This window comes from Arthrobacter sp. UYEF36, from assembly GCF_040547025.1.
In the GTDB taxonomy this organism is placed as follows: Bacteria; Actinomycetota; Actinomycetes; order Actinomycetales; family Micrococcaceae; genus Arthrobacter.
In genome coordinates this window covers 129,975-145,572 of the sequence record NZ_JBEPOX010000009.1, presented here as the reverse complement: position 1 = coordinate 145,572, position 15,598 = coordinate 129,975, and the positions used below count along the sequence as shown (strand labels likewise).

Here is a 15,598-nt window from a genome sequence, read left to right as displayed (position 1 = left end):
CTCAGCGCTGGTGGCCGCGGCTGGCGCGGCTTCCGAAGACGCCCATCCGCGGGCGCGGCGGCAGGCCGGGGCCGGTATGCGGCACCGGGGCGGTGGATCCGGTGTTGACGGCACGAAGGGCACGGGCGAACAGCTTGGCGTCCTGGACAGCCTGCAGGCCGTCGGCTTCGGCGCTGATCCGGATCACGATATCTTCCTGCGTGATGGTGCCGCTGTAGCCATGATCGGCCTCGCACTGCGGGTCGCCGCAACTGGCCGGTCCCATGTCGAGACGCTGGCCGCCGGACCAGGCGATGGACAGGGTCAGCTCGCGGACCGGATCCGAGGACTTGTAGTCCTGGGGCTGCGCGTACACATAGCTGAGCACGACGGAGCGGATCTGCGTCACGGGCACGGACTCCGTGGAGACCTGAGCGACGGTCTGCTCCCCCGCCTCGTCCAGCTGCTGGTCGTCCACATGGGTGATGACCAGCATGTCCTGGGTCAGGACCAGCACAGTGATGTGGCGGCGGACCTCGGCGCGCTCGAAGTGTGTCTCAAGATGCACCAGGTGGGCCACGCAGTCGCGCCCGTCGAGGGCGTCGGCCACGACGTCGGCCACGAGCCGGGGGTAGAAACCGGCCTGCTGGAGGGCACCTTCCAGGCTTTGACCCTGCGCGCTGTGGTCATGCAGGCCGTGGTGGTTCGCGCCGCCCGGGCGTCCGGAGACGGTCGCCTGGGGCTTGGGTGTCGGAGACTGAAAGCTCATGGTCTCCATTTTCACAGATCGGCTGGGGACATGCTAACCGCTCCCGGCCGGGCGGCTATCCCGCCGACTCCCCGCCGCTTGCGTGAGATGTCAGCTGCGCATCGCCCGGCGGGCGCTGTCGGTCCGCTGGGCGGCGTTGGCGATCCGGACGTCGGCCGCGAGGATCGAGGCCCCCTCCGGCCCGGCGAGCACAGGGTTGAAGTCGACGAGGGCGATTTCCGGATGGTTGTCCTTGAGCCTGGTCAGCCGGGCGGCAAGGTCCTCCAGGGCCCGGGCGTCCACGGGCGGCAGTCCCTGATAGCCGAAGAGCTTCCGCGAGGCCCGGGGGGCCCGGATGAAGTCATGCAGGTCCGAGCCGGACAGCGGCGGGACCCGGTGTGCCCAGTCGTCCAGCAGGTTCACGGCATCACCGGCCAGCCCGAAGGAGACCACCGGGCCCAGCAGCGGGTCCTCGATGGCGCGGAAGGTGCAGGCCTGCCCCACCGGCGCCATGGTCTGCACTTCCAGCGACGGCGAGCCGTAGCGTTCCAGCGACTTGCGCATCTCCTGCAGATTCCGCCGCAGCGAATCCGCGTCCTGGATGTCCAGGCGCACCCCGCCAAGGTCCAGGCGGTGCCGCAGGGCCGGGTCGGTGGTCTTCAACGCCACCGGCCAGCCAAGACGGTCCGCGGCGGAAATGGCCTGTTCGGCGGTTTCAAAGCCGACGGACGGAACCACCCTGATGCCATAGCGGGCCAGCAGGCTTGCGGCGGTTTCTGCGTCCAGCCGGACCAGCTGCTCTCCGCCCACCTTGTCCAGCAGCCGTTCCAGCTCGTCGTGGGTGCCATCCGGGTCGCAGCCCTCGGGTTCCACGAACAGGCCCTGGTCCCGGTCCAGCCACTGGGCGTAGCGGACCACGGACCCCAGCGCGGCCACTGCCGCGCCAGGGTTCGAGTAGCAGGGAACAACCGTCGATCCGGCCTCGTCGCCCACCATTCCTTCCACGTAGATGGACGGGTCCAGCAACCCGCTGAACGCCGCCACCACGGGTTTGCCGGCCGCCACCGAACATTCGGCGAGGACTCCGGCGATCTTTTCCACGGTGAGGCCATGGGCCGGCAGCAGCGCAGCCACCACGGCGTGGACAGTGTCCGCGGTGAGGACCTCCTGCAGGCTGTGCCGCAGCGCGGGCAGCGCCAGGGACATCCCGGCGTCCAGGTCGACGTCGGTGACAATCCGCTCCACACCGAGTCCATGAGCCGCCGCGCTGTCCGCGACGACCTTGCCGAGCGCCCGGGAGTTGCTGAAGACGGCGATCCCCGGCCCCTTCGGCAGGGGCTGGCTGGAGACGATCTGGGCGACGTCCATGAGCTGTTCGATGGTCTCGACGCGGATCACCCCGGCCTGGCGCATCATCGCGTCGAGCGCCTCCGGCGGGGCCTGGGTGGTGCGGACGGCGTGGCCGGGGGGCAGCCCCATCGCGTCGGACTTCGCCACGATCACCGGTTTGGTCCGGGCCAGGCGCCGGGCCAGGCGGGAAAACTTGCGCGGGTTGCCGATCGATTCCAGGTAGAGTCCGACGGCGGTCGTGTCGGCGTCGTCCTCCCAGAACTGCATCATGTCGTTGCCGGAGACGTCGGCGCGGTTCCCGGCCGAGAGGAAGGTGGAGATCCCGACGCGGCGCCGGCTGGAGGCCGCGTAGAGGGAGACGCCGATCGCCGCCGACTGGCTGAACAGGCCCAGGCCGCCGCGGCGGCCCAGCGAGGGCGCCATCGAGGCGTTGAGGGACACGGCAGGGTTGGTGTTCATAATGCCCAGCGAGGCCGGGCCGATCACACGCATGCCGTTGGCGCGGGCCTGCCGGACGAGTTCGCGTTGCCGGGCGAGGCCGCGTTCGCCGTCGTCCGCGTACCCGGCGGTGGCCACGACGATGCCCTTGACCCCGGCGGCGCCGCATTCCTCCACGACCTTGGGGACCTCGGCGTACGGGACCGCGATGATCGCGAGTTTGACCGGCCCGGGCACCTCGGAGAGCCGGGCGAAGGAGAGCATGCCGGCGAGCTCGAAGGCCTCCGGGTTGATCGCGTAGACCGGGCCTGTGAACCCGCCTTCGATGATGTGCTCCAGCAGCTGGTAGCCCACGGTGCCCCATTTGCGGCTGGCCCCGATGACGGCCACGGAGGACGGCGCGAGCAGTTCCTGGATGCTGCGGGCCTCGGCGCGGTGTTCCCGCGATTCCATCACGGCCCGGGACTTGTCCGTGGGGTCGATGTTGAATTCGAGGCTGACCACACCGTCGTCGAAGTGGCGCTTGACGTCGTAGCCGGCGTCGGAGAACACCATAAGCATCTTGCGGTTTTCCGGGAGCACCTCGGCGCTGAATTTCCGGATCCCGTTTTCGCGGGCGGCGGCGGCGAGGTGCTCGAGCAGGATGGACCCGATGCCGCGGCCCTGGTGCGCGTCGGAAATGTTGAACGCGACTTCGGCTTCCTCGGGGTCATCGAGCCGGTCGTAGCGGCCGATGCCCATGATTTCCCCGCCGATGGTGATCACGAGGGCCACGCGGTCCTTGTAGTCCACCTCGGTGAACCGTTTGAGCTCCTTGGCGGAGAGTTTGGACTTAAACGCGAAGAACCGCATGTAAATGGACTTCTGCGACTGCCCCACGTGGAAGGCCTGCACCGCATCGGCGTCGGACGCGTGGATCGGGCGAAGATGGGCTGTCCCGCCGTCGCGCAGCACAACATCAGCTTCCCAATATTCCGGATATACGCCGTCCACGGGCTGATCCACCATAGGCTTAGCCTAGTCATAAACTTTCGCAGCTTTCGTTCTGCAACGCTCAGAAGGACCCACCAGCCTCATGGCCCGCCGCCAAACCCCGTCCCCGGCAGGGGAAGCCAGCCAGGATTTCGTAGAAAACATCGTCGATATCGACGTCACCTCCGAAATGGAAGGTTCGTTCCTCGAGTACGCCTATTCGGTGATCTACTCGCGGGCTCTCCCGGACGCCCGCGACGGACTGAAGCCCGTGCAGCGGCGCATCCTGTACATGATGAGCGAGATGGGCCTGCGCCCGGACCGTGGCCATGTCAAGAGCGCCCGCGTGGTGGGCGAGGTCATGGGGAAGCTGCACCCGCACGGTGACACGGCGATCTACGACGCCATGGTGCGGATGGCGCAGGACTTCTCGCTGCGGCTGCCGCTCATCGACGGCCACGGAAACTTCGGCTCGCTCGACGACGGCCCCGCCGCCCCGCGGTACACCGAGGCCCGCCTCGCGGCCGCGGCCCTGACCCTGACGGACCACCTCGACGAGGACGTCGTCGACTTTGTCCCCAACTACGACAACCAGCTGACCCAGCCGGACGTGCTGCCGGCGGCCTTCCCGAACCTGTTGGTCAACGGCGCGACCGGCATCGCCGTCGGCATGGCCACCAACATGGCCCCGCATAACCTGGTGGAAGTGATCGCCGCGGCCCGGCACCTGATCGAGCACCCGGATGCCACGCTCGAGGACATCATGAGGTTCGTCCCCGGCCCGGACCTGCCCACCGGCGGCCGGATCGTAGGCCTGGACGGCATCCGCGACGCCTACGCCACCGGCCGCGGCTCGTTCAAGACCCGCGCCAAGGTGGAGGTCGAACAGCTCTCGGCCCGCCGCACGGGACTGGTGGTCACGGAACTGCCGTACATGGTGGGTCCGGAAAAGGTGATCGAGAAGATCAAGGACGCCGTCAACGGCAAGAAGCTCGCCGGCATCAGCGACATCGTGGACCTCACGGACCGCAAGCACGGCCTGCGCCTCGTGATCGAGCTGAAGAACGGCTTCAACCCGAACGCCGTGCTGCAGCAGCTGTACCGCTACTCGCCGATGGAGGATTCCTTCGGCATCAACAACGTCACGCTGGTCGACGGGCAGCCGCAGACCCTCGGGCTGCTGCAGCTGCTGTCCGTCTATGTGGAGCACCGCATCAACGTCGTGCGCCGGCGCACCGCCTTCCGGCTCGGCAAGAAGAAGGACCGCCTGCACCTGGTCGAGGGCCTGTTGATCGCGATCGTGGACATCGACGAGGTCATCCAGATCATCCGGTCCTCGGACGAGGTGGCCGCGGCCCGGACCCGGCTGATGTCCATCTACGACCTCACCGAGATCCAGGCCAACTACATCCTGGAGCTGCGGCTCCGGCAGCTGACCAAATACTCACGGATCGAACTTGAGAAGGAGCAGGACGAACTGCGCCGGGAGATCGCCGAACTCGAAGCCATCCTCGGCTCGAGCGAGCGGCTCCGCGCCCTTGTCTCGGCCGAACTGGCCGAGATCTCCGAGAAATACGGCACCCCGCGCCGGACGGTGCTGCTCGAATCCGAGGCCGTCTCCCCCACCGTCGCCGCCCTCGCCGCTGCGCCCGGAGCCAAGGGCAAGTCCGCCCCCCTGGCCCTGGAGATCGCGGATGATCCCTGCTGGGCGATCCTGACCGCCTCCGGCCAGATCGCGCGCACCGCCAACCAGGACAGCCTCGCCGAGTCCGGCCCGCGGACCCGGCACGATGTATTCACCTCCGTGGTGAAAACGTCAGCCCGGGGCGAGATTGCCGCCGTCACCTCGCAGGGCCGTATGCTCCGGCTCCAGGTGATGGACATGCCCATGCTGCCGCCGACCTCGGGCACCCCGAACATGGCCGGCGGCGTGCCGGCCAAGGACTTCATCACGCTGCTCAAGAGCGAATCGCTGGTGGCGTTCGCGCCGCTGGATGAGGTGCTGGCGATCGGCACGGCCCAGGGTGTGGTCAAGCGCGTCCAGCCCGACTACCCGCTGAACCGGGAGGACTGGGAAGTGATTGCGCTCAAGGACAAGGACGCCGTGGTGGGTGTCGCCCCCGCGGGGTCTGACGACGTCGACCTGGTCTTCGTGACGCGGCAGTCGCAGCTGCTGCGCTTTCCTGCCTCCGGTGTCCGTCCGCAGGGCCGGACTGCCGGCGGCATGGCCGGCATCAAGCTGGCCGCCGGGGACCAGGTAATGTTCTTCGGCGCGGCCAACCCGGCTGACGCCGACGCCGTCGTGGTGACCATCGCCGGCACGGAAGGGGCGCTTCCGGGCACCGCTCCGGGCGCCGCCAAAGTCACCGCCCTGGCCGAGTACCCGGCCAAGGGCCGCGCCACCGCCGGGGTCCGGGCACACCGTTTCCTCAAGGGCGAAGACACCCTGCTGCTCGCGTGGGCCGGCCACGGCCCCGCAAAGGCGTCCTCCCAGGCCGGGGTGGCCCGGTCCCTTCCCGGCGAGCACGGCCGCCGCGACGGGTCCGGCATCCCGCTCTCCCAGGCCATCGACGCGATTGGTCCGAGCATGTCCTGGCCGCCGGAGGCTGAGGCTGAGGCCTAGGCCCGCTGCGGCCGGGAACACGCTTTTCCGCCGACCGGGTGACAGGGTGACAGGGTGACAGACCACGATCGCCGCTCACCTATTCACCACAAATGGCCGCTGCAGCTCACCCATTCACCACATATGGCCGCTACGAGGCCGGCCATAGCGGCCATATGTGGTGAATATCCGACGTGGACTCACCGGCAGGCACGGAACTAAGCGAAGCAACGGTGTCGGGCCCATTCGGGAATCTTCGACTTTCGACTTCGAAGTGAGGTGCCACCGGCGGCATGGGCTGCAGAAATAGACTCCTGTGGGCGACTTAGCTCCCCGCGCCGATGACCTTATTTGTATTGCCGTGAGGGCGTGCCCTGCAGACCAGAGTGTTGGGTAAGAGATTTTCGAGCAAACGGACACGGGTTTGGTCCTGAATTGCGGCGAACTCGGCGTGCTGATAGCACGCCCCACTCGAGGGTGCGCCCCTCTATAGATGCTTGGCCCATGTCTGGAGCTGAAGGCTGAAGCCGCCACGTTCCACGTGCCGGAAGCCTAACCCCCGACTTGATTGGACCACAAGGGGTCACAAGGCGTCGGTCTGGACGTCCCGCCCGCGTGGGCCGGCTTTTGTCGGCCTCGCCCTTCAGCTCCCCCGGAATGCGCCTAGACTGCTCGCATGCCTATCATCCCGGATATTAAGGATTGGACCTGGGTCCTTCAGCGGACCTGCCCCGAGTGCGGTTTCGATGCCTCGGCGGCGACGCCCGCGACGGTGCCGGGGATCGTGGCCAGCATGCTCCCGCGCTGGCGCGCCGCCCTGCGGCGTCCCGACGCCGCCGAACGCCCGAACGCGGACACGTGGTCCGTGCTGGAGTACGCCTGCCACGTCCGGGACGTCTTCAGCCTGTTCGACTACCGGCTGGACCTGATGCTCCGCGAGGAGGACGCCCGGTTCGATGACTGGGACCAGGACGTGACCGCGGTCGAGAAGGACTACGCCAACGCCGACCCGGCCGGGGTCAGCGCGGAACTCACCGCGGAGGGCGAGCAGATCGCCGCGTCCTTCGGACGGGTCCCGGAGGATCAGTGGGGCCGCACGGGAATCCGCAGCAACGGTTCGGAGTTCACCGTGCTGACGTTCTCGCAGTACTTCCTGCACGACGTCGTCCATCACCTCCACGACGTGGACGGGTAGCGCGTGGACGGGTAGCGCGTGGACGGGTAGCGCGTGGACGGGTAGCGCGTGGACGGGTAGCGCGTGGACGGGTAGCGCGTGGATGGGTAGCGTGTGGACGGGTAGCTACAGTTCCTTGTCCCAGGCCATGCTGGTGTTGACGGCGACGTAGCCCATCTTGGCGTAGAGGGCCAGGGCCCCGGTGGGGTTCTCCGAGTCGACGTCGAGCGAGGCCTTGTCCATCCCGGCCGCGGCGAAGCGGCGCATCGCATCGGCCAGGAGCGCCAGCGCCACTCCGCGGCCGCGGAACTCGCGCCGAACCCCCAGCAGGTCCGTGTAGCCCTCCCTGTAGCCCCGCGACTCAGCGCTGACAGCGTCATGGCTGGCGAGCTGGTAGCCGGCCACCTTCCCGGTGGACTGCTCCACAACGACGGCGCTCAGGTCCGGCCGGGCCAGCGGATCGTTCACCACAAAGCCCCAGGCCTCCTCGTCCCGGGGCTCGCTGCCCCAGTGGTCCCGGAACGCCTCGTTGTGCGCCAGCCGCACGGACTCATGCAGTTCGGGCCCGAAGCCCACGATTTCCAGCCCCTCACCCGGCGCCGCCTCGGGAAAGCCGCCCGCCAAGGGCCGGTGCATCTCGTTGTAGTAGCGGACGATCCGGTAGCCGGCCTCCCCGAAGAGGGAGGCCTGGTGGGTGTGCTGCTGTTCCATATGGAGCCGCAGCCTGGGGGTGGAACCGTTCACCGCGTCCGCGGCAAAACGCTGCCGGGTCCTTGCCTCCATCCAGCCCAGCAGCCCGGTGCCGATCCCGTTTCCCTGCCACACGGGATCGACGCAGCCATACCCGATCGCCTTCTCACCGTCCGGGTTCTTGGTGATCCGGCCGTAGGCCCTGGCTGTGCCCTGCGCGTCGAAGCCGAGAACCGTATTCGCGGCGGCCGGGTTCTTCTGCGATTCGAGGACCTGTGCCAGGTCGGCGCGGCGTTCGAACCAGACGGGCTGTTCGACGGCGGCGGTCCGGGCGGTCAGCGCCGCCCAGTCATCCAGGTCCGCGGGCCCGGCGGCCCGCCACTGAAGGCGGGGGTCCAGGCTGGCCAGGGGATCGGCATGTCCGTCCATGGCAACAGGCTAACGTCCGGCCTACCCCCGCGCCAGCGACGGCGTTGGCTCCGGGGACCGCGCAGCGTTCCTGTCCGCCGCACGGTCCAGGTCCAGCCGGGCGTCCTCCGCGGCGATGTCCTCCGGGTTGTGGGTCACCAGCACCACCGTGCGGTCCCGCAGGCCGTGCCGGAGCTCGGCCAGCATCGCCCGGCCGGACTCCGCATCCAGGTGGGCGGTGGGTTCATCGAGCAGGATCACGTCCGCGCCGGTCAGGAGCGTGCGGGCGACGGCAAGGCGCTGGCGTTCGCCGCCGCTGAGGAAGGCTCCGCCGGGTCCGATCCGGGTGTCCAGGCCGTGCTCCAGCCGCCCGACCAGCGGTCCGAGGCCCACCGCGGCCAGGGCACCCTGCAGGCGCGGCTCCGGCTCTCCCCCGCGCTGGCTCTCCGGAAGCCCCAGCAGCAGGTTGCCGCGGATCGTCGAATCGAAGAGGTGCGCCTCCTGCGGGCACCACGCAGCACGCCCGCTCAGCAGGATCTGGCCGCTGGCCGCCGGCAGGAACCCCAGGACGACGGCCAGGAGGGTGGATTTTCCGGAGCCCGAGGTCCCGGTGACGGAGAGCCAGCGCCCCGGTTCGGCTGTGGCGCTGAGCCCGGTGAAGACCGGCGGCACGCCCGGCCAGGCGGCTGCCAGGTCCTGCAGCTCGATGCCGGGCCTGCCGCCGGGCCTGCCGGCGACGGGCACCAGACCGGAGGACGCGCCGGCGGCGTCGCCGTCGTCCAGGACGCCCGCTTCGCCGATGCGATCCAGCACGGCCCGCAGCGCCGGGTATTGCCGGACCGCCGTCGTGATGGCCGCGTACGGCTCCACGAGCGCGAGCTGCAGCAGCACCACTACGGCAACAATGGAGGCCTCAACCGCTCCGCTGAGGGCCAGCGGAGCGGCCAGCGCGGCACTGGCCAGGGCAGCCGTCCCGCAGGCCAGCACCGTCAGCCCCTGGCCGAGTCCTTCGGCCCAGGCCGAACGCTGGGAGGCGGCGGTCGCGGAGCGGTCGGCGCGGGTAATGGCCGCGAGCACCGGCGCGGAGACGCTGTTGGCGTGGAGTTCGGCGCGGGCGTCGAGGGCTGCCGCCACCTCGCGGAGGACACCGGAGCGCAGCCGCTGCTCGGTGCCGGCGGACATCCGGTCCGCTGCCAGCGCGAGGGCGGGGGCCGCCACAAGGCTCAGCACGGCGGCGGCGATCACGGCGGGGAGCGCAGCCGGCAGGAGCAGCGCGATGCCGGTGACCGCCGCGGCCGCGACAGCCACGGCGGTGAGCGGAGGCAGGACCACCCGGGGCAGCAGCTCCCGGACCGTGTCGACGTCGTCCACCACGGTGCCCAGGACGTTGCCGCCCTGCAGCAGCCGGCGCAGCGAGAGGGCCCGCCGGCTCAGTGACTCCCAGAGCCGGCCACGGAGCCGGGTCAGGGCGGCAAAGACGGCGTCGTGCAGCAGGAGGCGTTCCAGATAGCGCAGCGCGGCCCGGCCGATGCCGAAGAAGCGCACGCCAACGATCGCGGTGAGCAGGTACAGGATGGGCGGCTGCTCGCTGGCGCGGATGATCAGCCAGCCGGAGAGCCCGGAGAGGGCGACGGCGAAGAGCGCGGCCAGGGTCCCGACGGCGCCGGCCGCGGCGAACTTGGCTCCCACGGGTGCGAGCAGCCGGCGGAGCCGGGTTGCCGTTGACCCGCGCGGGGCGTGTCCGGCGGCCCCGGTCCGTGGCCTGTGCTCCACGTTGTTGGGCTGCTCGAGTTCCGCGGCCCGGGGCCCGGGGGGCGCGACGTCGGTCGGCCGGGGTTCAAACAGCGCGGTTTCGTCGCCGGGGGCCCCCGCGGTGGATGCCTGGGTAGCTGACGCTTCCAGGGCGGATGCTGGAACGGCGGATGCGTCGGCACCGGGCGCCGGCGGGGCCCCGGGTGCCACGGGCACGAGTTCGTCGGCGAGTTCCCGGGTCAGCCGGTCGTGGGCCACCAGCAGGATGGTGACCCTGCCGCGGAGCGCGGCGATGGCACGGCTCACGGCGGTGGCGGAGTCCCGGTCCAGGTGGGCGGTGGGTTCATCGAGCAGCAGCACGCGGGCTCCGGCTTCGATCCGTGCCAGGCCGCGGGCGAGTGCGACGCGGCGCAGCTCCCCCGGGCTGAGTTCGGCGGGATGCTTCGCTGCAAGGTGCTCCGCGGCGCAGGCTGCCAGGCAGCGCAAGGCCGTTGCCTGGCTCGCAGCCTGGCCCCGATCACCGGTGTTGCCGTCCGCCGCAGTTTGCAGGTCGGATCCGAGATACAGCCGGATCTCGTCCAGCACGGTGGGGGCGACCATCACGGGGTGCTGCGGCACCCAGGCGAGGTCCGCCGTCGTAAATCCTTTGAGCCGTCCGGTGACGGTGGTTTCCTGGTCCGTCCCGCCGCCGGTCCCGATGGTGCCGGCCAGCACCCCGAGGACGGTGCTCTTGCCGGCGCCGCTGGGGCCATCGAGGGCGGTGATGCGGCCAGAGGCTGCCGTGAAGCTCAGCGGCCCGACGGCGGCATCCGTCCTGCCGCCGTAGCGGACGGTCAGTCCGGCCACGCCCAGGGCCGGCGGACCGTCGGCCCCGGCGTCCGCCCCGGAGGCGGCCGCGGCGGGCGCGGCGGGCCGCAGGGGTACGGGCTCGGGTGCCTCGAGGACGGTGGTGGTTTCGGCGAGCGCGGCTCGGCCGTCGTCGCTCGCGTGGTGGGCGGTGCCCAGTTCGCGCAGCGGCAGGTAGCAGTCGGGGGCGAGAATCAGGGCCAGCAGCCCTGCTTCCAGCGCCATGTCGCCGTGCACCAGCCGGACGCCGATGAAGACCGCGACCACGGCCACGGAAATGGTCGCGATGAGTTCCAGTGCGAGGGCGGAGAGGAAGGCGGTCCGCAGGGTTCCCATGGTCCGGTGGCGGTACTCCTCGGAGAGATCCTCCAAGGCCTTGCGCTGGGCGGTGGCGCGGCCCAGTCCCACGAGCACGGGCAGGCCCTTGGCAAGCTCCAGCATGTGGCCGGACAGCCGCGCCAGGGCCGACTGGGCGTCCCGGACGCGGTCATCGGTGTAGCGGCCGATCAGGATCATAAACAGCGGGACCAGCGGGACCGTCAGCACGATCACGGCGGCGCTGATCCAGTCGGCGTACAGGATGCGCGCGCCCAGCAGCAACGGGATCGCGGCGCAGTTCACCAGCGCCGGCAGGAACTGGGTGTAGTAGCTGTCCAGGGCGTCCAGACCCCGGGTCGCCAGGATGGCGAGGCCCCCATCGGAAGGGCCGGCGGACCGGGTGCCGTTGCGCAGCGCCCGCTCGAGCAGCTGCGAGCGCAGCTCCTCCTTCACTCCCAGCGCCGCCCGGCGCGACGCGACCGCCTGCGCCCAGACCGTCAGGGACCGCAGCGCCACACCCGCAACCCCCCAGTACAGCTGCCCGCCCCAGGCCGGGTCGCCGGCTATCAGCCCCGCCAGCATGGATGCGACCGCCTGGGCGATCAGCACGAGGGACAGTGCCTTCAGGGCCGCGAGCAGGCCGAGCAGGTAGAGGGCGGCGCGGTTGGCGGGGCCTGTGGGGAACTGCGGTCTCATCAGGTGCTAGTCCTTGGGGGCCAGGGCTTTGGCGGCGATGGCGGGGAGGAAGCTGTGGGCCTCGGGGATATGCGCGTCGCTCACCCGGCGCCGGAACACCCAGTAGGTCCATGCCTGGTAGGCAAGCACCAGGGGCAGCCCGATGAGGGCGACGATGCTCATGAGCCCCAGGGTGTAGTCGGAGGAGGACGCGTTGGCGATGGTCAGGTTGAAGTCCGGGTTCAGTGTGGACGGCAGCACGACCGGGAAGGCGGCACCGAAGATCGAGGCGCTGCCGAGGAGCAGGAACGTGCCCAGGGACAGGAACGCGCGGCCTTCGGCACCGGTCCGGGCGAAGTTCCACGCCATGGCGGCGGCGACGACGGCGGCGAGGACCGCCAGGACGGTCCACACCTCGCCGCTGAGCAGCTGAAGGCTGATCGCCCAGCCCGCGATCGGCAGCAGCAGGACGGGCAGTAGCCGGACGAACCACTGGCGGGCGCGGTGCCGGACGTCGCCGTCGGTCTTGAGGGCCAGGAAGGCCAGGCCGTGCAGCAGTGAGAAGCCGACGACGGCGAGGCCGCCCAGCACCGCATAGGCGCTGAACCACGCGAACGGTCCGCCTTCGCGGTCGCCGTTGGCGTTGATCGGGAGTCCGGTGGTGGTCAGTCCCAGGGCCGCGCCAATGCCGAAGGCCGCCACGAGGGAGCCGAGGGAGATGGCCCAGTCCCAGCGGGCCCGCCACCGGGGGTTGTCCACCTTGCCGCGGTATTCGAAGGCCACGGCGCGGAAGATGAGGGCGACGAGGACCAGCAGCAGCGGCAGGTAGAGCGCTGAGAACAGGGACGCGTACCAGAGCGGGAAGGCCGCGAAGGTGGCACCTCCTGCGGTCAGGAGCCAGACCTCGTTGCCGTCCCAGACGGGCCCGATCGTGTTGAGCAGCACGCGGCGTTCGGTGTTGTTCCGGGCGAAGCCCTTCATCAGCATCCCGACGCCGAGGTCAAAGCCCTCGAGAAAGAGATAGCCCGTCCACAGCACCGCGATGGCGATGAACCAGATGGTGGGAAGCAGTTCCATGCTGAGTATCCTCTGCGTTTCTTGGGGACCGAAGGCTTAGTAGGCGAAGGCCAGGACGTCGTCGGCGTCCCCGGGCTTGCCGGGGCCACCGCCCTTGGGGGTGGCATCCTCGTTCTCGTCCACGGGGGCGTGCGCGAGTTCCGGCATGGCCGCGACCACCCCGCCACGGATGTACTTGACCAGCAGCTTGACCTCGACCACCAGCAGCACCGCGTAAACCGCCGTGAGCACCACCAGTGAGGTCAGGAGCTCACCGGCCGAGACGCCGGGTGAGACGGCGGCGGCAGTGAACATAAAGACCTGGTCGATCCCGCTGGGGTCCGGGTTGGGGGCGACGACGAACGGCTGGCGGCCCATCTCGGTGAAGATCCAGCCGGCGGCATTGGCTCCGAACGGCGCCAGGATCCCGAACACGGCCAGCCGCATGAGGCCGCGGGACGCGGGTACCGTCCCACTGCGGGTCAGCCAGAGGGCAACCAGCGCGGCCAGGGCAGCCAGTCCGCCGAAGCCGATCATCATCCGGAAGCCCCAGTAGGTGACCTCCATGACCGGGACGTACTGGATTTCCTGCCCGGCCCGTTCCCCGTAGATGGGGTTGTCCGGCAGGTTGGTGCCGTAGTCGGCTTTGTACTGGTCGATCAGGCTGTTCACGCCCTTGACCTCGGTGGTGAAATCGCCCTTGGCGAGGAAGGACAGGATTCCGGGAACCTCGATGAGCGCGACGATGTCATCGCAGTTCTTGGAGCCGAGGTTGCCGATGCTCAGAATGGAAAAGCCGGTGCCGTCGTGGCAGGCCGCTTCGGCGGCGGCCATCTTCATGGGTTGCTGTTCGAACATCAGTTTGCCCTGCAGGTCCCCGGTGACGGCGGTGCCGGCGAAAGAGATCATGGCGACGACGGCGCCGATCCGCAGGGACCGGATCCAGACGGCGTGGTCGGTGCGGTCCCGGCCGGGGATTGCGGCCTCGCCGGGAATGACCTTGCCGTCCGGGCCGATGGTGTCGATCCCGTCGTGCCGGCGGCGCCACAAGTGGTACCAGGCGATGCCGAGCAGGAAGGCGCCGGCGACGGCCAGGGCGCCGAAGATAGTGTGCGGCACTGCGACGAGGGCGGTGTTGTTGGTGAAGACCGCCCAGGCATCGGTCATCACCGGGCGTCCGTTGATCATTTCAACGCCCACCGGGTGCTGCATCCAGCTGTTTGCGACGATGATGAAGTAGGCGGAGAAGACCGAACCGATCACGGCGATCCAGAGGCAGGCCAGGTGGACGGCGGGTTTGAGCTGCTTCCAGCCGAAAATCCAGAGACCCAGGAACGTCGACTCCACGAAGAACGCCAGCAGGGCCTCCATGGCCAGCGGGGCGCCGAACACGTCGCCCACAAAGCGGCTGTATTCGCTCCATGCCATGCCGAACTGGAATTCCTGCACGATGCCGGTGGCGACTCCCATGATGAAGTTGATCAGGAAGAGCTTGCCCCAGAACTTGGTCATCCGGAGGTACTCCGGCTTGCCGGTCCGGTGCCACATCGTCTGGATCACGGCAACGACGAGGCCCAGGCCAATCGTGAGCGGCACCATCATAAAGTGGTAGACGGTGGTGATTCCGAATTGCCAGCGTGCGATTTCCAGGGCGTCCAAGGCAGTCCCTAACTTTGCTAGGAGCAACTTCTACATCACGTAGAAAGATTCTTCTACAGAGTGTAGAACACTTTGGTGGTTCACTGCATCCAGAGTCCCACGGCGCGGAACGGCCCCGCAATGGAGGCGCCGCCGGTGGCTCATGGAGAGGAGGCCCGAACTTCAACAACCCGACATCGTGACCGGATCTTTCCGCAGCGCGTCGACCAGGGACCGTTTCAGGGCCCCACGCGCAGTACCTGCGCCGCCATTCTGATGAGCACGGAGCCGAGGCTCTGATTGACCGGAAGAAGACGCCAGCTCCCAGCCCCGCGGGCCGGGTTGCCGCACCCGGCCGGCCGGAAGCAATCGAGGGCCTCTGGCCCGATCCGGAACGACCTCTCCGCAACGACCAGGCACCCTGCGCGACACGCCCGGGCCGGACACTTCTACCTCATGTAGAAACTATCCGCAAAACACGCTAAATTTAAGACTGAAGTATCCACTACCGCCCGGCCGAGTCGATTCGCCGGAGCGGCCCTCACGAAGGACGTACGCAATGGCAAGTCTCGGTGAACTGGAACGGGCAGTGATGGACCTGCTCTGGGCAGGCCATGAGGCTGCGACAGCGAACACCCTGCGGGACCTGCTCGCCCAGAGCACGCGCCCCGAAAACGGTACCGCTGGACATGAGGGCAAGGACCTGGCCGTCACGACGGTGCTGACCGTACTCTCCCGTCTGGAGCGCAAGGGCCTGGTGGAGCGTGAACGCGGCACCCGCCCGCACCGCTACCAGGCAGTTTCCAGCCGCGAGGACCACACCGCTGAGCTGATGCACGAGGTTCTGGGCTCCGCACCGGACCGCGAGGCCGTACTGGCCCGCTTTATTGGTTCCGTCACCGACACCGAGGCAGAAACGCTGCGCAAGCTCCTGGGACTCAGCTAGCGCCCG

9 protein-coding genes are annotated in these 15,598 nt (G+C 69.1%); 3 read left to right on the top strand and 6 right to left on the bottom strand.

Annotation, left to right across the window (positions count from 1 at the left end):
• Position 1: 1 nt before the first annotated feature.
• The gene (locus ABIB29_RS14275) at positions 2-748 is read right to left on the bottom strand and encodes a DUF5998 family protein (protein ID WP_354173464.1); all 747 of its coding nucleotides are present in this window, start codon (positions 746-748) and stop codon (positions 2-4) included.
• 90 nt (positions 749-838) lie between these two features.
• Complete coding sequence (locus ABIB29_RS14270; protein ID WP_354173463.1) at positions 839-3,523, bottom strand: bifunctional acetate--CoA ligase family protein/GNAT family N-acetyltransferase; 2,685 nt, start codon at positions 3,521-3,523, stop codon at positions 839-841.
• A 67-nt stretch (positions 3,524-3,590) separates the two neighbouring features.
• On the opposite strand from ABIB29_RS14270, the gene ABIB29_RS14265 reads away from it, so the two are divergent.
• Entirely contained in the window at positions 3,591-6,110 is a 2,520-nt protein-coding gene (locus ABIB29_RS14265; protein WP_354173462.1) for a DNA gyrase/topoisomerase IV subunit A, read from the top strand.
• Between the two features lie 655 nt (positions 6,111-6,765).
• Complete coding sequence (locus ABIB29_RS14260) at positions 6,766-7,284, top strand: DinB family protein (RefSeq protein ID WP_354173461.1); 519 nt, start codon at positions 6,766-6,768, stop codon at positions 7,282-7,284.
• Between the two features lie 105 nt (positions 7,285-7,389).
• Here ABIB29_RS14260 and ABIB29_RS14255 read toward each other — a convergent pair whose 3' ends face one another.
• The 4 genes from ABIB29_RS14255 to ABIB29_RS14240 are packed head-to-tail and all read right to left on the bottom strand — an operon-like array spanning position 7,390 to position 14,667.
• On the bottom strand, positions 7,390-8,382 hold the full coding sequence (locus tag ABIB29_RS14255; protein WP_354173460.1) for a GNAT family N-acetyltransferase: 993 nt from the start codon (positions 8,380-8,382) through the stop codon (positions 7,390-7,392).
• A gap of 21 nt (positions 8,383-8,403) precedes the next feature.
• Positions 8,404-11,973: a thiol reductant ABC exporter subunit CydD gene (gene cydD / locus ABIB29_RS14250; protein ID WP_354173459.1), complete on the bottom strand. Its 3,570-nt coding sequence runs from the start codon at positions 11,971-11,973 to the stop codon at positions 8,404-8,406.
• A 6-nt stretch (positions 11,974-11,979) separates the two neighbouring features.
• Entirely contained in the window at positions 11,980-13,029 is a 1,050-nt protein-coding gene (gene cydB / locus ABIB29_RS14245) for a cytochrome d ubiquinol oxidase subunit II (RefSeq protein WP_354173458.1), read from the bottom strand.
• Positions 13,030-13,065: 36 nt separating this feature from the next.
• Positions 13,066-14,667 (bottom strand): cytochrome ubiquinol oxidase subunit I, encoded by a 1,602-nt coding sequence (locus ABIB29_RS14240; RefSeq protein ID WP_354173457.1) that lies wholly within the window; start codon positions 14,665-14,667, stop codon positions 13,066-13,068.
• 538 nt (positions 14,668-15,205) lie between these two features.
• Between ABIB29_RS14240 and ABIB29_RS14235 the strand changes: the two genes are divergently transcribed.
• A complete protein-coding gene (locus tag ABIB29_RS14235; RefSeq protein ID WP_069951345.1) occupies positions 15,206-15,592 on the top strand; it encodes a BlaI/MecI/CopY family transcriptional regulator in 387 nt (128 codons plus the stop codon).
• Positions 15,593-15,598: the final 6 nt, after the last annotated feature.